The 19,155-nt window shown below is 63.6% G+C and carries 20 protein-coding genes; 15 read left to right on the top strand and 5 right to left on the bottom strand.

Annotated elements, in window-relative coordinates:
* Positions 1–232: 232 nt before the first annotated feature.
* Positions 233–1,210, bottom strand: coding sequence for a LysR family transcriptional regulator (locus UP06_RS13330; RefSeq protein ID WP_045003031.1), 978 nt, complete (start codon positions 1,208–1,210; stop codon positions 233–235).
* 120 nt (positions 1,211–1,330) lie between these two features.
* Here UP06_RS13330 and UP06_RS13325 point away from each other — a divergent pair, with 120 nt between their 5' ends.
* The 10 genes from UP06_RS13325 to UP06_RS13280 all read left to right on the top strand — a co-directional run bounded on the left by UP06_RS13325 (position 1,331) and on the right by UP06_RS13280 (position 12,590).
* Entirely contained in the window at positions 1,331–2,368 is a 1,038-nt protein-coding gene (locus UP06_RS13325; RefSeq protein ID WP_045003030.1) for a class 1 fructose-bisphosphatase, read from the top strand.
* A 13-nt stretch (positions 2,369–2,381) separates the two neighbouring features.
* Entirely contained in the window at positions 2,382–3,257 is an 876-nt protein-coding gene (locus tag UP06_RS13320) for a phosphoribulokinase (RefSeq protein ID WP_045003029.1), read from the top strand.
* A gap of 16 nt (positions 3,258–3,273) precedes the next feature.
* Entirely contained in the window at positions 3,274–5,295 is a 2,022-nt protein-coding gene (gene tkt, locus UP06_RS13315) for a transketolase (protein WP_045003028.1), read from the top strand.
* 14 nt (positions 5,296–5,309) lie between these two features.
* Positions 5,310–6,395: a class II fructose-bisphosphate aldolase gene (gene fba / locus UP06_RS13310; protein ID WP_045003027.1), complete on the top strand. Its 1,086-nt coding sequence runs from the start codon at positions 5,310–5,312 to the stop codon at positions 6,393–6,395.
* 31 nt (positions 6,396–6,426) lie between these two features.
* Complete coding sequence (locus UP06_RS13305; protein WP_045003026.1) at positions 6,427–7,887, top strand: form I ribulose bisphosphate carboxylase large subunit; 1,461 nt, start codon at positions 6,427–6,429, stop codon at positions 7,885–7,887.
* Between the two features lie 11 nt (positions 7,888–7,898).
* Complete coding sequence (locus UP06_RS13300) at positions 7,899–8,306, top strand: ribulose bisphosphate carboxylase small subunit (protein ID WP_045003025.1); 408 nt, start codon at positions 7,899–7,901, stop codon at positions 8,304–8,306.
* Between the two features lie 98 nt (positions 8,307–8,404).
* The gene (gene cbbX / locus UP06_RS13295) at positions 8,405–9,337 is read left to right on the top strand and encodes a CbbX protein (RefSeq protein WP_045003024.1); all 933 of its coding nucleotides are present in this window, start codon (positions 8,405–8,407) and stop codon (positions 9,335–9,337) included.
* Positions 9,334–10,071 (top strand): ribulose-phosphate 3-epimerase, encoded by a 738-nt coding sequence (rpe, locus tag UP06_RS13290; protein WP_045003023.1) that lies wholly within the window; start codon positions 9,334–9,336, stop codon positions 10,069–10,071. Before cbbX ends, rpe begins: the two co-directional genes overlap by 4 nt.
* A 265-nt stretch (positions 10,072–10,336) precedes the next feature.
* Positions 10,337–12,193, top strand: coding sequence for a putative bifunctional diguanylate cyclase/phosphodiesterase (locus tag UP06_RS13285; protein ID WP_045003022.1), 1,857 nt, complete (start codon positions 10,337–10,339; stop codon positions 12,191–12,193).
* A 184-nt stretch (positions 12,194–12,377) separates the two neighbouring features.
* Positions 12,378–12,590 carry a hypothetical protein gene (locus UP06_RS13280; protein ID WP_045003021.1) on the top strand — a complete coding sequence of 71 codons (213 nt, stop codon included), beginning with the start codon at positions 12,378–12,380 and terminating at the stop codon, positions 12,588–12,590.
* Between the two features lie 21 nt (positions 12,591–12,611).
* Here UP06_RS13280 and UP06_RS13275 read toward each other — a convergent pair whose 3' ends face one another.
* Together UP06_RS13275 and UP06_RS13270 are read right to left on the bottom strand one after the other, a co-directional pair.
* Positions 12,612–13,979 (bottom strand): NAD(P)/FAD-dependent oxidoreductase, encoded by a 1,368-nt coding sequence (locus tag UP06_RS13275; RefSeq protein WP_045003020.1) that lies wholly within the window; start codon positions 13,977–13,979, stop codon positions 12,612–12,614.
* Positions 13,980–14,019: 40 nt separating this feature from the next.
* Positions 14,020–14,709: a GntR family transcriptional regulator gene (locus UP06_RS13270; RefSeq protein WP_045003019.1), complete on the bottom strand. Its 690-nt coding sequence runs from the start codon at positions 14,707–14,709 to the stop codon at positions 14,020–14,022.
* A gap of 110 nt (positions 14,710–14,819) precedes the next feature.
* On the opposite strand from UP06_RS13270, the gene UP06_RS13265 reads away from it, so the two are divergent.
* The 3 genes from UP06_RS13265 (at position 14,820) to UP06_RS13255 (ending at position 17,999) form a co-directional block, all read left to right on the top strand.
* Positions 14,820–15,707, top strand: a complete 888-nt coding sequence (locus UP06_RS13265; protein WP_045003018.1) for a transporter substrate-binding domain-containing protein — start codon at positions 14,820–14,822, stop codon at positions 15,705–15,707.
* 129 nt (positions 15,708–15,836) lie between these two features.
* Positions 15,837–17,366, top strand: a complete 1,530-nt coding sequence (locus UP06_RS13260) for a Do family serine endopeptidase (RefSeq protein WP_045003017.1) — start codon at positions 15,837–15,839, stop codon at positions 17,364–17,366.
* Between the two features lie 270 nt (positions 17,367–17,636).
* The gene (locus UP06_RS13255; protein WP_045003061.1) at positions 17,637–17,999 is read left to right on the top strand and encodes a hypothetical protein; all 363 of its coding nucleotides are present in this window, start codon (positions 17,637–17,639) and stop codon (positions 17,997–17,999) included.
* Between the two features lie 12 nt (positions 18,000–18,011).
* Here the strand turns inward: UP06_RS13255 and UP06_RS13250 are convergent, their stop codons facing one another.
* Together UP06_RS13250 and UP06_RS13245 are read right to left on the bottom strand one after the other, a co-directional pair.
* Positions 18,012–18,275, bottom strand: coding sequence for a DUF6496 domain-containing protein (locus UP06_RS13250; RefSeq protein ID WP_045003016.1), 264 nt, complete (start codon positions 18,273–18,275; stop codon positions 18,012–18,014).
* 84 nt (positions 18,276–18,359) lie between these two features.
* Positions 18,360–18,554, bottom strand: a complete 195-nt coding sequence (locus UP06_RS13245; RefSeq protein WP_045003015.1) for a DUF3072 domain-containing protein — start codon at positions 18,552–18,554, stop codon at positions 18,360–18,362.
* Between the two features lie 61 nt (positions 18,555–18,615).
* On the opposite strand from UP06_RS13245, the gene UP06_RS13240 reads away from it, so the two are divergent.
* Both UP06_RS13240 and UP06_RS13235 read left to right on the top strand, forming a co-directional pair.
* Positions 18,616–18,864 carry a hypothetical protein gene (locus tag UP06_RS13240; RefSeq protein ID WP_502691546.1) on the top strand — a complete coding sequence of 83 codons (249 nt, stop codon included), beginning with the start codon at positions 18,616–18,618 and terminating at the stop codon, positions 18,862–18,864.
* Between the two features lie 46 nt (positions 18,865–18,910).
* Positions 18,911–19,120 (top strand): hypothetical protein, encoded by a 210-nt coding sequence (locus UP06_RS13235; protein ID WP_045003013.1) that lies wholly within the window; start codon positions 18,911–18,913, stop codon positions 19,118–19,120.
* Positions 19,121–19,155: the final 35 nt, after the last annotated feature.

Here is a 19,155-nt window from a genome sequence, read left to right as displayed (position 1 = left end):
TCGAAACATTTCGAGGTTCGGTGATCACGGGTCGGAGGCACGACCTGGGACGACTACGGAGTTACCCCGGTGCCCGCGTGTGCTAGCAACTCTCCCGTGCAGATCTCCATGACGGCCGGGGGCGACCGATGACCATTTTCAACCGCATCTTCACGACGGGGCGCCTGCTTCAGATCATCGTCATTCTGGCGGCGACGGTCGCGATGAAGCTGATGGGGTGAACTTCGGCGGCCTACTGGCCGACGAGTTCGGGCAATTCGGGCAGATAATTCGACCCCTCGGAGCCCAGGAAATCGAACATCGCCTGCGCCGGCGGCAGCAGCACCTTGTCGCTGCGGCGGATCACGTACCATTGCCGGACGATCGGCAGGCCGGCGACGTCGAGCACGATGAGCCGGCCCTCGGCAAGCTCATGCGCCACCGTGTGCGCCGAGATGAAGGCGATGCCGAGCCCGGCGATCACAGCCTGCTTGATGGTCTCGTTGCTGCTCATTTCCATGCCGATGATCGGCTCGAGATCCGACTTCTGGAACATGCCTTCCATCAGCGTGCGCGTGCCTGATCCGGGCTCGCGGGTGAGAAAGGTCTCGTGCACGAGATCGGTCAGGCTGAGGCCGGAATCCTTCTCCAGCCAGTGTCCCTTGCGCGCGATGATGATGTGCGGATTGCGTCCGAGCTGACGGACATCGACGCTGACGTCGGCCGGTGGCCGACCCATCACCGCAAAATCGAGATCGTAGCCGTGCATGGCCTCGCGGATCTCCTCGCGGTTGCCGACGGTCAGCCTGATCTCGATCTTCGGAAAGTGCTTGGAGAACGCCGCGATCGCATGCGGCACGAAATATTTTGCAGTCGAGACCGCGCCGAGATGCACGGTGCCGGCGGTCTTCCCTGCGAGCAGATCAAGCGCGCCCTGGCAGTCGGCGATCGCAGCCTCGACGCGCTCGGCGAGCGCCAGCACCTTCTGTCCCGCCTCCGTCAGCAGCATGCCGTCACCGGTCCGCTGTACCAGTGGCAGGCCGGCGAGATCCTGAAGCTGCCGGAGCTGCTGCGTTACGGCCGGTTGCGTCAGCCCAAGCTGGGTCGAGGCCGCCGTGACACTGCCCTTGGCCGAGAGCGCCGCAAGCGAGCGCAACTGCCGGATCGTCAGATGCCGGAGCTGGGTCGCCGCATGGCCGGGGCCATTATAAGAAAAATCTTTGATAGCCATTATGAATAGAAATTTTCCTTATTAAGCCGGCCCTGTCAATCTCATCGTGCTGGGACCGACCGCGACCTGCCTCCGCCGGGGAGGGAACTGGATGCGGCGCCCGCAAGGGGATGGACGCAGATGACCGGGCAACTCAGGCTGGACGACCACCTTCAACGGTATTCCGAGACGGCGCCGCATGCGCTGGCTGTGGCGGCCGCAGTCGATGCCATCGCCGCAGCCGCGATCGAGATCGCCGACCTCATCGGCACCGGGGACCTCGCGGACGCTTCGGGCCTGACCACGGGCCGCAACAGCGACGGCGATCTCCAGCGCGATCTCGATGTCCGGGCGGATGCGATTCTCCGCCGCTGCCTCAGCAAGCTGCCGATCGCGGCGCTGGCGTCCGAAGAGATGCGCGAGCCGCAGATCGGCGACCGCACGGCCAAGATCTGCGTCGCGATCGATCCGCTCGACGGCTCCTCGAATATCGACATCAACATGACTGTCGGCACGATCTTCTCGATCCTGCCGGCGCCGGATGATCTCACGCTCGCCTTCCACCAGCGCGGCTCCGCGCAGCTTGCCGCGGGCTTCGTCACCTACGGTCCGCAGACCTCGTTGGCGCTGACGCTCGGCGACGGCGTCGACATCTTCACGCTTGATCGTAAGGCAGGCTGCTTCCGTCTCGCGCGCAGCGGCGTGCAGATCTCCGAGGCCTGCGACGAGTTCGCGATCAATGCGTCGAACCGCCGGCATTGGGATCCACCGGTGCGCGCCTTCGTCGACGAGTGCCTCGCCGGCGTCGATGGGCCCGCCAATCATAATTTCAACATGCGCTGGATCGGTTCGCTGGTCGCGGAGGCCTATCGCATCCTCACCCGTGGCGGCGTGTTCCTCTATCCCTCAGACGCGCGGCCCGGCTATGGCGATGGCCGCCTGCGCCTCACTTACGAAGCGCACCCGATGGCGATGATCGTCGAGCAGGCCGGCGGCTCCGCCTCGACCGGGCGCGAGCGCATCCTCGACCTCTCGGCGGAAAGCCTGCATCAGCGTGTGCCGCTGGTCATGGGATCGAGCAACGAGGTGCGGCGCCTCGCGGAACTGCACTGCGATCCACTGCTCGTTGCCAGTGTCTCTGCGCCGCTGTTCGCGCGGCGCGGCTTCTTCCGGTTGTGATGGGAGGCGACGCATGTCCAGGAAGCATCCGATCATCTCGATCACCGGCTCCTCCGGCGCCGGCACCACTTCGGTCAAGAAAACCTTCGAGCAGATTTTCTTCCGCGAGAAGGTCAACGCCGTCTACATCGAGGGCGACGCCTTCCATCGCTACGACCGTGCCGAGATGCGCGCGCAGATGGCCAAGGAGGCCGAGCGCGGCAACAAGCATTTCAGCCATTTCAGCCCGGAGACCAATCTGTTCGAGGAGCTGGAGCGCGCCTTCCGCGACTATGGCGAGACCGGCACGGCGACGACGCGGCACTACGTGCACGATGCAGAAGAGTCCGCGCTGCACGGCGCGGCCCCCGGCACCTTCACCGAATGGGAGCGGCTGCCGGAGAATTCGGATCTGCTGTTCTACGAGGGCCTGCACGGCGCCGTCGTCACCGACAAGGTCAACGTCGCGCGTTATGCCGACCTCAAGATCGGCGTCGTGCCCGTCATTAATCTCGAATGGATCCAAAAGCTGCACCGCGACCGCAGTGCACGTGGTTATTCGACCGAGGCCGTCACCGACACTATTTTGCGGCGGATGCCCGACTACATCCACTACATCTGCCCGCAATTCACAGACACCGACATCAACTTCCAGCGCGTGCCGACGGTGGACACGTCCAATCCGTTCATCGCGCGATGGATCCCGACGCCGGATGAATCAATGGTGGTGATCCGCTTCAAGAATCCGCGCGGCATCGACTTTCCGTATCTGCTGTCAATGCTGCCGCACAGCTTCATGTCGCGCGCCAATTCGATCGTGTGTCCCGGCGCGAAGCTGGACTTGGCGATGCAGCTGATCCTGACGCCGCTGATCATGCAGCTCATCGAGCGCAAGCGAAACCTGAAGTGAACAAGGGGAGGATCCGATGAACATCTCCGTCCACGCCGACGCCGACCTCACGGCGGTCTCGCACTACGACCTCGCCAATGCCGCCCGCTTCCTCGCGGTCGACGCTATCGAGACCTCACAGTCCGGCCATCCCGGCCTCCCCATGGGCATGGCCGATGTCGCGACCGTGCTGTTCTCGCGCTTCCTGAAGTTCGACTCGGCTCATCCCAATTGGCCGGACCGCGACCGCTTTGTGCTGTCGGCCGGTCACGGCTCGATGCTGCTCTATGCGCTGCTCCATCTCACCGGCGGCGATGTCAGCCTTGACGATATCAAGGCGTTCCGGCAGTGGGGCTCGAAGACGCCGGGACATCCCGAATATGGCCACACGCCGGGCGTAGAGACCACGACGGGGCCGCTGGGGCAGGGGATCGCGACTGCCGTCGGCATGGCGCTCGCCGAGCGTATGGCCAATGCGCGGCACGGCGACGGTCTGGTCGATCACTTCACCTATGTGATCGCCGGCGATGGTTGCCTGATGGAAGGCATCAGCCAGGAGGCGATTTCGCTCGCCGGTCATCTCCAGCTCGGTCGCCTGATCGTACTATTCGACGACAACGGCATCTCCATCGATGGGCCGACGTCGCTTGCGACATCGGATGACCAGCTCGCACGTTTCGCCGCCTCCGGCTGGTCGGTGCGCCGTGTCGACGGACATGATCCCGAGGCGATCGCGCAGGCGATTGCGGAAGAACGCGAGACGACAAAGCCGTCGCTGATCGCCTGCCGCACCATCATCGGCTACGGCGCACCGGACCGTCAGGGCACCGAGCAGGCGCATGGTGCTCCGCTCGGCGCCGAGCAGACGGCCGCAGCGCGCCGAACGCTCGGCTGGGACTATCAGCCGTTCGTCGTGCCGATCCCGATCCTGAAATCGTGGCGGATGATCGGACAGCGTGGGCAGGTGGAGCGTCTCGCCTGGCTCGATCGCTACGAATGCGCGACGCCCGAGCAGCGCGACCTCTTCGTCGAGGGCAAGGCCGTTGCCTTGCCGGCCGCCTATGCGCTGGCCGCGGCGAAACTGCGCGAGCGTTTTGCCACCGAGCGTCCGAAGCTCGCGACGCGGCAAGCCTCGCAACAGGTGCTCGATGGTATCGCCGGGTCAATTCCCGGCTTGGTCGGCGGCTCCGCGGACCTGACGCATTCGAATCTCACACACGCCAAAGCGCAGACCGCCGTCACGCGTGACGGATTCGCCGGCGATTACATCCATTACGGCATCCGCGAGCACGGCATGGCTGCTGCGATGAACGGTCTCGCGCTGCACGGCGACTTCATTCCCTATGGCGGCACCTTCCTCGCCTTCTCCGACTACAGCCGGCCGGCGATCCGTCTTGCGGCCTTGATGCGGCTGCGCGTCATCCACGTCATGACCCACGACTCCATCGGGCTCGGCGAGGATGGTCCGACGCATCAGCCGGTCGAGCATCTCGCCGCGCTGCGCGTCATTCCGAACCTCCTGGTGTTTCGTCCTGCAGACGCCGTGGAAACGCTGGAAGCCTGGGACTGTGCGCTCGAGTCCGAGCATCGTCCGTCGGTCCTGTGCCTGTCGCGCCAGGCGCTGCCGACCTTCCGCAGCGATGCCCGCGGCAGGAACCGCGTCGCGCGGGGTGCCTATCTCGTCGTCTCGCCGGATGGCAGCCGCGACGTGACGCTGGTGGCGACCGGCTCGGAAGTCTCGATCGCACTGGAAGCAGCCCGCTTGCTCGCGACCGAGCACATCCGTGCGGCCGTCGTCTCCGCTCCGTGCTTTGCGCTGTTCGAGGAGCAGTCCGAGGATTACCGCGCCACCGTGCTGGGCAACGCGCCGCGCGTCGGCATCGAGGCGGCGGTGCTTGGCGACTGGCCGCGCTGGATCGGCACCGACGGGGAATTCGTCGGCATGCGCGGCTTCGGCGCCTCGGCGCCGGCACCCGTGCTCTACCGCGAATTCGGCATCACGCCGCCGAGTATTGCTGAAGCGGCCCGGCGGGCGATCGCCCGCGCAGGCAAGCGATAACAGGAGGATCTTTCATGGCTCGTATCACCCTTCGCCAATTGCTCGATCACGCCGCGACCCACGGCTATGCCGTGCCGGCGTTCAACATCAACAACATGGAGCAGGGGATTGCGATCATGCAGGCGGCGGCCGAGGTTGATGCGCCCGTGATCATCCAGGCCTCGCGCGGCGCGCGCAGCTATGCCGGCGATCTCATGTTGTCGCACATGGTCGATGCGCTGGAGCGGACCTATCCCGATATTCCGCTGTGCATGCATCAGGACCACGGCAATGACGAGGCGACATGCGCGTCCGCCATCGCCCACGGCTTCACCTCGGTGATGATGGACGGCTCGCTCAAGGCCGATGCCAAGACCGCAGCCGATTACGACTACAACGTCGCGATCACCCGCCGCGTCGTCGATCTCGCGCATTGGGTCGGTGCCTCCGTCGAAGGCGAGCTTGGTGTTCTCGGCTCGCTCGAACACGGCGGCGGCGAGCAGGAGGATGGCCATGGCGTCGAAGGCAAAGTGAGCCACGATCAATTGCTGACCGATCCCGACCAGGCCGTCGATTTCGTTCGTGCCACCAAGGTTGATGCACTTGCCATCGCGATGGGCACCTCGCACGGCGCCTACAAGTTCAGCCGCAAGCCGGACGGCGACATTTTGGCGATGCGGGTGGTCGAGGAGATCCATCGGCGGTTGCCGAACACGCACCTTGTAATGCACGGGTCGTCTTCGGTGCCGCAGCCGCTTCAGGACATGTTCAATGCGTTCGGCGGTGAGATGCCGCAGACCTGGGGTGTGCCGGTCGAGGAGATCGTCCGCGGCATCAAGAGCGGCGTGCGGAAGGTCAACATTGACACGGATTGTCGCCTCGCGATGACCGCGGTGTTCCGCAAGGTCGCCGCGCAAACCCGCTCCGAGTTCGATCCGCGCAAGTTCCTCAAGCCGGCGATGGATGCGATGCGCGAGCTGTGCCGCGACCGTTTCGAGCAGTTCGGCACCGCAGGCCACGCCAGCAAGATCAAAGTCATTCCCTTGAGCGAGATGGCCCGGCGGTACCGCGCCGGCGAACTCGACCCGCAGATAGATGCCCGCGAGCCGGTCGCCGCCTAATCATTCAGAGAGAGAAGAGCAGGAGAGAGCCATGAACGCACACGCAGGAACGGTCCGCGGCAAAGAGCGCTATCGCTCGGGTGTGATGGAATATGCGCGCATGGGCTATTGGGAGCCCGACTATGTGCCGAAGGACACCGACGTCATCGCGCTGTTCCGCGTGACGCCGCAAGAGGGCGTCGATCCGATCGAAGCGTCCGCGGCAGTTGCCGGTGAATCCTCGACCGCAACCTGGACGGTGGTGTGGACCGATCGCCTGACCGCGGCGGAGAAGTATCGCGCAAAGTGCTATCGCGTTGATCCGGTGCCGGGCACGCCTGGCTCCTATTTCGCCTATATCGCCTATGACCTCGACCTGTTCGAGCCGGGCTCGATCGCCAACCTCTCGGCCTCGATCATCGGCAACGTCTTCGGATTCAAGCCGCTGAAGGCACTGCGGCTGGAGGACATGCGCTTCCCGGTCGCTTATGTGAAGACGTTCCAGGGCCCGGCGACCGGCATCGTGGTCGAGCGCGAGCGGCTCGACAAATTCGGCCGGCCGCTGCTGGGCGCGACGGTGAAGCCGAAGCTCGGGCTTTCCGGCCGCAACTACGGCCGCGTGGTCTATGAGGCACTGAAGGGCGGACTCGACTTCACCAAGGACGACGAGAACATCAACTCGCAGCCCTTCATGCACTGGCGCGACCGCTTCCTCTATTGCATGGAGGCGGTGAATCGTGCGCAGGCCGCCTCCGGTGAGGTCAAGGGCACCTACCTCAACATCACCGCCGGGACGATGGAGGACATGTATGAGCGCGCCGAGTTCGCCAAGGAGCTTGGATCGTGCATCGTCATGATCGATCTCGTGATCGGCTACACCGCGATCCAGTCCATGGCGAAATGGGCGCGACGCAATGATATGATCCTGCATCTGCATCGTGCCGGCCACTCGACCTATACGCGGCAGAAGAGCCACGGCGTGTCGTTCCGCGTCATCGCCAAATGGATGCGGCTCGCTGGCGTCGACCACATCCATGCCGGCACCGTGGTCGGCAAGCTCGAGGGCGATCCCAACACCACGCGCGGGTACTACGATGTCTGCCGCGAAGATTTCAATCCGACCAAGCTCGAGCATGGCCTGTTCTTCGACCAGTCGTGGGCGAGCCTGAACAAGATGATGCCGGTCGCCTCCGGCGGCATCCACGCCGGCCAGATGCACCAGTTGCTCGATCTGCTCGGCGAGGACGTCGTGCTGCAATTCGGCGGCGGCACCATCGGCCATCCCATGGGGATTGCGGCCGGTGCGATCGCCAACCGCGTGGCGCTGGAGGCGATGATCCTCGCCCGCAACGAGGGACGCGACTACGTCCATGAGGGTCCAGAGATCCTGGCCAGGGCGGCCGAGACGTGCACGCCGCTGAAGGCCGCGCTCGAGGTCTGGAAGGACGTGAGCTTCAACTATCAATCCACCGACACGCCGGACTTCGTGCCGACGGCGCTGGAAACGGTCTAGGGAGTCACAAGATGAAACTGACGCAAGGGTGTTTTTCATTCCTGCCCGATCTCACCGATGATCAGATCACCAAGCAGGTGCAATATTGCCTCGCCAATGGCTGGGCGGTGAACATCGAGTTCACCGACGACCCGCATCCCCGCAACACCTATTGGGAGATGTGGGGACTGCCGATGTTCGATCTCCAGGATGCCGCCGGCGTGATGATGGAGCTCGCCGAATGCCGCCGGGTGTACGGCGACCGTTACATCCGCATCAGTGGCTTCGATTCCAGCCATGGCTGGGAGTCGATGCGGATCTCGTTCCTGGTGAATCGCCCGCCGCAAGAGGCCGAGTTCGAGCTGGTGCGGCAGGAGGTTGGCGGGCGCGCAATCCGGTACAGCACCGTACGCAAGCCGCCCGCGCACGCGCCGCAATAGCCATTCCTCTCCGCGCGGAGCTCTCCCTGCTCCGTATCCTTGGCGGACCACTGCTTCGCCGCTTCCCCCGCGGCGAAGCTCTTTTCTTCGAGGTGCCGATGCTCGATGTCCCCCATGCAACGATGACCGATCACAGCGAGGCCAGTTTCGATCTCCGCAAGGAAGCCGAAGCGGCCGGGATCACCGCGACGCTGCAACAGCTCGAGCAGGAACTGATTGGGCTGCGGCCGGTCAAGAAGCGCGTGCGCCAGATTGCGTCGCTCCTGCTGATCGAGCGGATCCGTCAGCGTGCGGGACTGGCCTCTGCGCCGCCGACGCTGCACATGTCGTTCACCGGCAATCCCGGCACCGGCAAGACCACCGTGGCGCTACGCATGGCCAAAATCCTGCACGGCCTTGGCTTCGTGCGGCGCGGACAGGTGATCTCGGTGACGCGCGACGATCTCGTCGGCCAGTATATCGGCCACACCGCGCCGAAGACCAAAGAGATATTGAAGAAGGCGATGGGCGGCGTGCTGTTCATCGATGAGGCCTATTATCTGCACCGGCCCGACAACGAGCGCGACTACGGCCAGGAAGCGATCGAGATTCTGCTCCAGGTCATGGAGAACCAGCGCGAGGATCTCGTGGTAATCCTGGCCGGCTATGGCGAGCGGATGACGAGCTTCTTCGCCTCCAATCCCGGCTTCCGCTCGCGCATTGCCCATCACATCGACTTTCCGGACTATGCGGAGGCCGAACTGCTCGTCATCGCCGAGCTGATGCTGAGGGAGCGCGGTTATCGCTTCTCGGCTGCGGCACGCGAGGCCTTTGAAAGATACATCGCGCTACGCCGGACCCAGCCGTTCTTCTCCAATGCGCGCTCGATCCGCAACGCGGTGGACCGTATTCGCCTGCGTCAGGCCGATCGCCTGGTCTCGGACCTCGACCGCATGCTGGATCTTGCCGACCTCGAAACCATCGATCCGGCCGATATCCTGGCGAGCCGTGTGTTCAGCGGCGGAGCCGACGTCCGGAGTGCAAAGCCATGACAAGAGAGATTTTCATCGCACCCTCGATCCTGGCCGCGGATTTCGCGCGCCTCGGCGAAGAGATCGCGGCGATCGATGCGGCCGGCGCCGACTGGATCCATTGCGACGTTATGGACGGGCACTTCGTGCCGAACATCAGTTTTGGCGCCGAACTCATCAAGGCGATTCGGCCACTGACAAAGAAGACGTTCGACATCCATCTCATGATCGCACCGGTCGACCCCTATCTCGAAGCCTTCGCGGAGGCGGGCGCCGACGTCATCACGATCCATTCTGAGGCCGGTCCGCATCTCGATCGCTCGCTTCAAGCGATCCGCACGCTCGGCAAGAAGGCCGGCGTCAGCTTGTGCCCCGCCACGCCCGAGAGCGTGATCGAATATGTGCTCGATCGTATCGATCTCGTGCTGGTGATGACGGTCAACCCGGGCTTCGGCGGTCAGTCCTTCCTCGAATCCCAGCTCGAGAAGATCAGGCGGATCCGGACCATGATCGGCGACAGGCCGATCCGGCTCGAAGTCGATGGCGGCGTCACGCGCGACAATGCCGCGGCTGTTGCCGCCGCTGGCGCAGATACGCTCGTGGCAGGTTCCGCCGTGTTCCGCGGCGGGAATAGTGCCGACTACGCCGGCAATATCGCGGCCATTCGCATCGCCGCCGAAGGCGGGCGGGTTCCGAAAATCCAGGATAATTCCGCGCAGGCGGTGCGAGTCGGCGAGACCGCGCGCCTCCGGTAGACTACGGATGGATCGGGCGATGAAGGTTCCTTGGTGTCGATTGTACCAGGGCGCGCCACTTTTCCCGGGGTTCTACGGAGGATGCCGCGCAATGCGATCGGCTCCCTTCATGGCGGGGTAACCAACGCGCCTGAGACGAAAGTGCGATTAACGCCCGCGCAATGCTAAACGTCTCAATCTGCGGTTTAGGAACGCAAGAGAGCGCGGGGATGCGGATCGAATCTTTCTGCGGGCATGAGGCCCGCACGCGGCGTGGAGCGATGGCATGACCATGCATCGCCTGCTCGCCGAGCAGCTTCGCTGTGCCACTGACACGAACGGACAGGTCAACCTCGTCAAGCTGGGCGAGCTCGTCAGTGCGGCCTACGAGGCGGGCGACCGTGATCGCCAGCGCGCGATCGACGCGCGCGCGCACACGCACGATGAGGTCGAGCAAGATTTGTTGCGGACCCAGGAGTTTCTCGACACCATCGTCGAGAATATCCCGATCGCGGTGTTCGCGAAATGCGCCAAGGACTCCCGCTACATTCTGCTCAACCGCGCCGGCGAGGACTATTACGGCCTGCCGCGTGAACAGATGCTGGGCAGGACGCCCGAGGAGATTTTCCCGGCGGACGTCGCCCGCGTGGTCAGGGAGCAGGACCGCAGGGTTGTCGCCAGTGGCATGCCGATGTTCCTCGAGGAGCATATGCTCGAAGTGGGCGTCAAGGGCCACGACCGCGTGATCAATTCGCGCAAGATGCTGATCACCGACAGCGCCGGCGACCCGCAATATCTGGTCGGCGTGATCGAGGACGTCACCGAGCGCGTGACGACCCAGGAACGGATCAGCCATCTTGCACATCATGATGCCTTGACCGACCTGCCGAACCGCAGCGCTTTTAACGCGACGCTGAGTGAGCGGCTGGAGCGGGCGCAGGAGGCGTCGACCAGTTTTGCGGTGCTGAGCCTCGATCTCGACCGATTCAAGGAGGTCAACGACGTGTTCGGCCATCCCGTCGGCGACATGCTGATGCGCGCGGCGGCCGACCGCCTCGCCGCGGAGGCCGATGGCGCCTTCGTCGCCCGCATCGGCGGCGACGAGTTCATGATCCTGATGCCGGACGAGGTCTGCCGCGAGGAGGTGCTGGCGCTCGGCGAGCGCCTGGTCACGGCGATCGGCAACGAACTCGAGGTCGACGACTATCTCTCTCATGTCGGCTTGAGCGTCGGCATCGCGGTCTATCCGGATGACGGCGTGGATGCGGCCACGCTGCTCGCAAACGCCGATTCCGCGCTCTATCGCGCCAAGCGTGAGGGCCGGGGCAGGGTTCGCTTCTTCCAGTCCGAGATGGATCAGGAGCTGCGCGACCGCAGGCTGTTGCAGCACGATTTGCGACAGGCGCTCGAGCAGAACCAGCTCCTCGTCTACTTCCAGCCGCAGGCGCGGACGGATGGCGAGGTCATCGGCTTCGAGGCGCTGCTGCGCTGGAACCACCCGACGCGGGGATTCGTACCGCCCGACCAGTTCATTCCGCTGGCCGAGGAGAACGGGCTCATCATCCAGATCGGCGAATGGGTCTTGCGCGAGGCCTGCCGCGAAGCAGCGTCCTGGCCGCGGCCGTTACAGGTGGCGGTCAATCTCTCACCGGTCCAGTTCCAGGCCGGCGACCTCGAACGGTCCATCCACCAGATTCTGCTCGAGACGGGGCTCGCGCCGACTCGGCTCGAGGTCGAGATCACCGAGGGCGTGCTGATCGGCGATTTCACCCGCGCGCTCAATTTGCTGCGGCGGCTGAAGGCGCTCGGCATCCGCATCGCGATGGACGATTTCGGCACCGGGTACTCCTCGCTCTCCTATCTCCAGTCGTTCCCGTTCGACAAGATCAAGATCGACCGCAGCTTTATCTCCAACCTAGAAGCGACGCCGCAATCAGCGGAGATCGTCCGCGCGGTTCTGAGCCTCGCCCATGCGCTGAATATGCCGGTCGTCGCCGAAGGGGTCGAGACGGAAGCGCAGCGCGCCTTCTTGGCGCGCGAGGCCTGCGAGGAGATGCAGGGCTATCTCGTCGGTCGTCCCGATCTGATCGAGCGGTATCTCGATCTGATCGGCGTCAGCGTGGAACGTCGCCTCTACGCTTAGCAAGCTGGCCCGGTAAGCCAAGTTCCACGTGCAAGCCTGCGCGTTTGGAACTAAAGTGCGCATGCGCATTTCTCAAAAGTTAACTGCGATCAGGCGTGCTGTGCACGCAGCAAATGTTTTGCACAACCGCCATCGGCCTGACGCAAATCAGGACAATAAGCCCTGTGAACGAGAGGGAGGTCTCATGGAGAACGTACGTCGCTACCGCGCGCTGGCGTCCCTCTGTCGTCAGCAGGCGGCCTACCGGCCGCTCCAGAACTGGCAGCTCCTCGGCCAGGCCGAACATTTCGAACATCTCGCCGAGATCGAGCTCAAAGCGTACTTCGCAGCGTGCAATGCGAAAGGCGAGGATGACGCAGTCGCAGTAGCGGCATGGGAAGCCCCCGCCGCGGCGTAAGCGTGTTAGGTTCGCGGGCAATCAAAGCAAACCGCGGCTCTCGGCGCTCTCGAGCTCATCCATGAGCGCCTTGTTCTCATAGCGCGCGAGCGAGAGAACGCCGGCGAAGGAGGGCACTGGCGCGCCGACCACGGCACGGGCGCAGAGGTCGCCTGCCGCGCACGCCGACATCGTGCCGTAGCCGGACAGCGCGGCCGTCAGGAACACGCCCGGCGTCTTCGCGGCCCCGATCAACGGCCAGTTCTCTTTCGTCATCGGATAGAAGCCGCCGTAATGCACGCGGTCGCGGGGCAGGGCGCCGAGATATTGCCCGAGCGCAGGCTGGAGCCGGCTCGCGGCGCGAAGCACGATCTCCGGGAAGTAGGGATTGAGCTCGGGTTCGCGGGTCGGCTCAGACGGTTCCGCGTTGAAGGCCCAGCCGAGCTTGATCCATTGACCGTGGTCGCCGCCGTTGGGGCGGCAATGAATGCTGCCCGGCATCGGTTCCAGCAGGCGGGCCAGCTCGGGGGCCGCGGCGAGTGCCTCGCGTTCGTCGACCGACCAGCCGAGGGTCTGGCCGTCGAGATCGATCGCAAAGGGCATCTTGCGATCCACCGCGCGGTTGCGGTCGACGAAGGCGATCTTCTGCTGAAGCACGTTCACGATCGGCAGCTTCTCGCCATGCATCGCCGCGATGTGTGCCGCGAACGGGCCGGCGGCGTTGACGATGATATCGGCCTTGATGCTCTGCCGCTCGCCATCGGCGATGATTTCGACCACGAAGCGGTCGGTCTTGGCGATGCCGACTACGCGCGCCTGCTGAAACTGCGCACCCAGCGGGCGCATTGTTTCCAGCATGTACTGGCCGAGCTGCTGACCGCTGATGTCGCCGGCCCTGCGGATGTGCAGTGCCGTGGCGATCCCCCTGTCGAAGGCCGGATAATATCGCTGGATGAGGTCGCGGCCGAGCAGCACGTCGACGCCGTCGGGCGCGGTTTGCCAGTCTTCGGAGAGCGCCGGCGAATAGTTCCTGCTCACGCCTTCGTGCGGGCGGATCAGTTTCGACGCCGAAGCGCCATAGCCCGCGTATAATTGCCGTAGCAGCTCTTCCGGCCTCTCCTCGCGTGTCACCAGAAGATAGCCGCGCCGCGTCATGTTGAAGCGATTGTCCGTGCGGCGTGCGATGTCTTCCATCAGGTCGGTGCTGTGGTCGGTGAAGGCCGCCATGGTCTGATGCGGCCACCAATTGCGATAGTTTTCGCCCGATTGCGCCGACGTCAGCGCCATCGGCTGGCCTTCGTCCACGATCAAGAGGTGTGAGCGCTTGTGCTCGACGGCAAGATAATAGGCTGTCGCAAGGCCCGCGATGCCTGCGCCAATGACCAGGATTTCGACGTCGTTCGCTTTCAAGCGCAGTCTCCTTCAACTCGATGGCCGATCGACCGCCGGATCAATCGGCCTCGTTCCGCGATGCATGACGCTGCGCCGATCGCAGCGTCTTCTGCGTCTGCACGATGTGCTCGCGCAGTAGGCGCACGGCTTTCTCGACCTCGCCACCGCGGCAGAATTCCAGCAACTGGTAGTGCTCTCGCTGCGGACGATCCTTGCCGGTGGCACGCGACACGAGCGCGCGCGTGAAGCGGCCGACATGGCCATAGTTCGCCTCGATCATTGCAAGCAGGCGCGGGCGATTGCAGGGCGCGTAAAGCGCCTTGTGGAAGCGCCAGTTGAACGCGCCCCATTTTTCCGCATCGGGTTCCTCGTCATAGGAGCGGAGGATCTCCCTGGCATCGTCGAGATCGATATCGCCCATGGCCGGAATGGCCAGACGCAACGCGTGACATTCGAGCGCGATGCGAATCTCAAGCAGCTCGATGACCTCATCGATGGAAAGGTCCGAAACGACGGCCCCGCGGTTGGGCTGGAACGTCACAAACCCTTCGGCCTCCAACTGCCTCAGCGCCTCTCTCACCGGAATGCGACTGGTGCCAAACCGTTCGGCCAGCTCGTCCTGTCGGAGCTGAAATCCGGGAGCGATCTCGCCCGCGCTGATCGCGCGCCGGAGCGCCTCACGAACGGCGTCGGGCGTGGAGCCGTGAATGCCGCCACTCCGTTGCTTTGCCACTTCACCCGATTTCATCCGGCGTCTCGTCGCAGTTTGCCCAAGCCGATTGTATAAAATCAGTTTGTATATTATGCAATCGTGTGTATAAAATATTGAGTGATTATATCCATTATTGGAGTAGCGCCATGAAGGGGCTGTTGTATTCGTTCATGTTTCTGACCGCGGTCGCGGTCCCAGCCCAAGCCCAATCCCCCGGGGGGACGCTAGCCAAGATCAAGGCTGTCGGTGAAATCCGACTCGGGCATCGCGATGTCTCCGTTCCGTTTTCCTATCTCGACGACAACCAGAAGCCCGTCGGCTTCGCGATGGATCTCTGCGCGCGGATCGTTGATGCCGTGAAGGAAGAGCTGAAGCTCCCCTCGCTTCAGGCAACGCTTCAGCCGATCCAGCTCAGTACCCAGATTCCGTTGATCCAGAACGGGACCATCGACATCGTCTGCGGTCCCGCGACCAACACGCTGGAGCGCCAGAAGGTGGTGGCCTTCAGCAACACCATTTTTGTGTCGAGCATTCGCGCCGTGGTCCGCAAGGATGCGGCGATCAAGACGTTCGAGGATCTGAGCGACAAGCCGGTGTCGTTGACCACGGGATCAACATCGATCGCACTTCTGCTCACGCGCGGCCAGGAGAAGAACTTTGGGGTCAAGCAAGTGCTGTCTCCGGATCACGCTGCCTCATTCCTGGCGCTGACGACCGGCCGCAGCGAAGCTTTCGTCATGGACGACATCCTGCTCGCCGGTCTCATCGCCAACAGCCAGGCGCCGGACAATTGGCGGATCATCGACGACAACCTTCGCACCGAGCCGTACGGGCTGATCATCCGCAAGGACGATCCGGAATTCAAAGCGTTGGTTGACAAGACTCTGGTCGCGACGATGAACAATGGTCAGTTCGCGGAGCTCTATGCGAAATGGTTCACAAAACCCATTCCGCCGAAAAACGTGAACCTGAACTTCCCGATGCCGGCACCGCTAAAGGACGCTGTCGCCCATCCGAACGACAAGGGTGTGTGATCGCGCAAAACCTGCGGCCGCTCGCCGCGCTTTCTTTGCCAAGATTTAATCGCGTGGACGGGACACCGTAAGGTGGCTGCGCCCATGTTGCGTGCAAGGCGACACCTTCACCAACATGGACATTTCGACATGAACGACCGCGTCAATTCCGACATCTCCACGTCCCGCAAGATTTTGAGGCCGCGCCGGCTGGCGCTGCTTGGTACTGTGGCCGCGCTTGGTGTGGCCGTGCTGGCCGCCTCTCCCGGTTCGTCGCCGCTCAGCGTGAACTCCCTCATTCCGCCGGCGCAGGCTGCTGAGATCGCCGCAACGCCGTCGGGCTTCGGCGATCTCGTCGCCAAGGTCAAACCCGCCGTCATCTCGGTGCGGGTGAAGATCGACCAGGACAACGACAAGAGCGCGATGCTGCAACAGAACCGGATGGATTCTGACGAGCAGACGCCGTTCGACCAGTTCTCACGGCAGTTCGGTTTCCCGGGCGGCATGAACGGGACGCCGCGCCAGCGCCACCAGGTGATCACGGGCGAGGGCTCCGGCTTCTTCATCTCCGCTGACGGCTTTGCCGTCACCAACAATCATGTCGTCGACCATGCCCAGTCGGTGCAGGTGACGACGGACGACGGCACGGTCTACACCGCGAAGGTGGTCGGCACCGATCCGAAGACCGACCTCGCGTTGATCAAGGTCGAAGGCAAGAAGGACCTTCCGTTCGTCAAATTCTCCGACCAGAAGCCGCGAATCGGCGATTGGGTGGTCGCGGTCGGCAATCCCTTCGGCCTCGGCGGTACCGTGACTGCGGGCATCGTCTCGGCCAGCGGCCGCGACATCGGCAACGGTCCCTATGACGACTTCATCCAGATCGACGCGCCCATCAACAAGGGCAATTCCGGCGGTCCGGCCTTCGACATGAACGGCAACGTCATCGGCGTGAACACCGCGATCTTCTCACCCACCGGCGGCTCGGTCGGCATCGGCTTCGACATTCCGGCCTCGACCGCAAAGCTCGTGGTCGCCCAGTTGAAGGACAAGGGCGCGGTGACCCGTGGCTGGCTCGGCGTGCAGGTCCAGCCGGTGACCTCCGATATCGCCGACAGCCTCGGCCTCAAGGAAGCACGCGGCGCGATCGTCGACAATCCGCAGGACGGCAGCCCGGCGGTGAAGGCCGGCATCGAGGCCGGCGACGTCATTACCGCCGTCAACGGCAATGCGATCAAGGACTCCCGCGATCTCGCACGCACCATCGCCACGCTGGCGCCGGGTACGTCCGTGAAGCTCGACGTCTTCCACAAGGGCGAGAGCAAGACGGTGACGCTCGCGCTCGGCGAGCTGCCGAACGAGCAACAAGCTAAGGCTGGCGAGGACAAGGTGCAGCCGGGCGCCGGCACACCGCGCCTCGGACTGAGCCTGGCGCCCGCCGGTGATGTCCAAGGCGCCGGCCAAAAGGGTGTCGTGGTGACCGAGGTCGATCCGCAGGGACCGGCGGCGCAGCGCGGCATCCAGACCGGCGACGTCATCCTCAATGTCGGAGGCAAGCCCGTCGCCAATGTCGGCGAGGTCCGCTCCGAGCTGGCGCAGGCCAAATCGTCCGGCAAGAACAGCGTGCTGTTGCAGGTGAAGAGCGCGGAGGCGACCCGGTTCGTCGCGGTACCGCTGGCGTAAGCTGAGCCCGCTCACGCAAATCCAAAAGGCGGCCTGCGGGCCGCCTTTTTCGTTCTGAGCCGAGAGATACCCACAGGCTGCCGATAACATTCTCGTTAACGGCAGCAATGGTGACGGGTTCGTCCGAAAAAGCCGCGTTCGCTCGTCAGACTTTGGAGTCGCGTGTTGCGCTTTGGCGTGAAAACGCCGAGGCGAATTGCAAGCGTGGAACTTCGGACGTCCGGTTGCTTTTTGGAACCCGCCGGTGGTTCGCATTTGATCGGTGCCGATATGGATCGATTGAAGCTCTCGCTGAGGTGTGCGCTGCTCGTGGCGCCGCTCGTGCTGTCGTCCGGAAGCGCCATGGGGCGCGACGACGGTCGCTACGCCGATTCGCCGCTCAAGCCCTGGTTCGACAGCCTGCGCAGCCATCTCGGTCCATGCTGCTCGGATGCCGACGGCGTTGCAGTCGCCGATCCCGATTGGGAATCGTTCAACGGGCACTATCGGGTGCGCCTTGATGGGCAGTGGGTCGAAGTTCCGGATGAAGCCGTCATCACCGAGCCGAACCGCGCCGGCCGCACCATGGTCTGGCCGGTCAAGACGGCGTTTGGCATTTCGATCCGCTGCTTCATGCCGGGCAGCATGATCTGAGGACGGCAAGTCTTATCGCTTGGCGGATTTGCGCTTCGACGTTTTCTTTGTCGCCGTCTTGGCCGTCTTTCGCTTCGACGTCTTCTTCGGGACCTTCTTGCCCTTCTTGCGCGCTTCGGACAGGCCGATTGCGATCGCCTGCTTGCGGCTCTTCACGCGTCCGCCACGACCGCCCGGTCCGCTCTTCGCGGTACCTTTCTTGTAACGCCGCATCTCGCGCTCGACATCGTCGCCGGCGCTGCGCGAGTAACGGCGCTTCTTTGCCTTGCGTGCCATCAACTCTCTCCCTAAGGCCGAGAGAACGGCTCGAAGCAGGCTTGGTTCCGAAACGCGCCGCAGGGCGCGAAGGCAGCAAGCAACCTAGAAGGAATTCGCCAGCTCGATCTCCGCCTCGAGCACTTGGATGCGCCGCGCGGCTTCGACGCAGGACAGCTCACGATCATATTGCGCGGGCTGGTAGGCCTCCTCACTGAGCCGCTTCAGCCTCATCCCCTGCGCCCGGGACATCTGTTCCATCAGAAAAGCCTTGGCGTCGTATTTACCCTGAACCTGCATGTGCGCTCTCCGTCCTGAATTCGAGACTTGACTATATGTTCTTATTTTGTTCTAACAAGCCATGGACAACAGAATCAATGAAATTCGACGTAAAATCAGCGCCTTGAGGCTGGAAATGGCCAATGTCGAGGTGTCCGTGCGCGATCTCGTCAATCGCGATCGCGACTGCTCCGAGCAAGCTCTGGCGCAGATGGAGCTGCGCCGGAAAATCAACCTGTTGATCGGCGAATGGAAGGCGGCTGGTGGCGGCGATGTCTTGCCGGACATTCGTGACCGGGTACGCCTTCGCCCCGTGAAGGAAGGTCGATAAGCCGGCAGGTGCAATCGCACGTCGCTGAGACATTTGGAGGCACGCGGTGGAGGAAGACCCGGACGCCTACCGGATTCTGAAACTGCGCGCCGAGATTCTCGAACTGGGCTCCGCGATCCGGCAATTGCAGCGTGAGGGCCTCGACGATGCCGCGGCCCAGCTCCTGATCGCGCGCAAGCGGGCGCAGCTCGACCACCTCGCGAAGACAAATTCCGAAAGCCGCCGCCTAAACATCGCTGACATTCGCCGCAGCTAAAGCGGTGGCGCGACGCGACATGCTGGAACTCAGCA

It is taken from the genome of Bradyrhizobium sp. LTSP857, assembly GCF_000938285.1.
Classification (GTDB): domain Bacteria; phylum Pseudomonadota; class Alphaproteobacteria; order Rhizobiales; family Xanthobacteraceae; genus Bradyrhizobium.
This window is presented reverse-complemented; position numbering and strand designations above follow the sequence as displayed.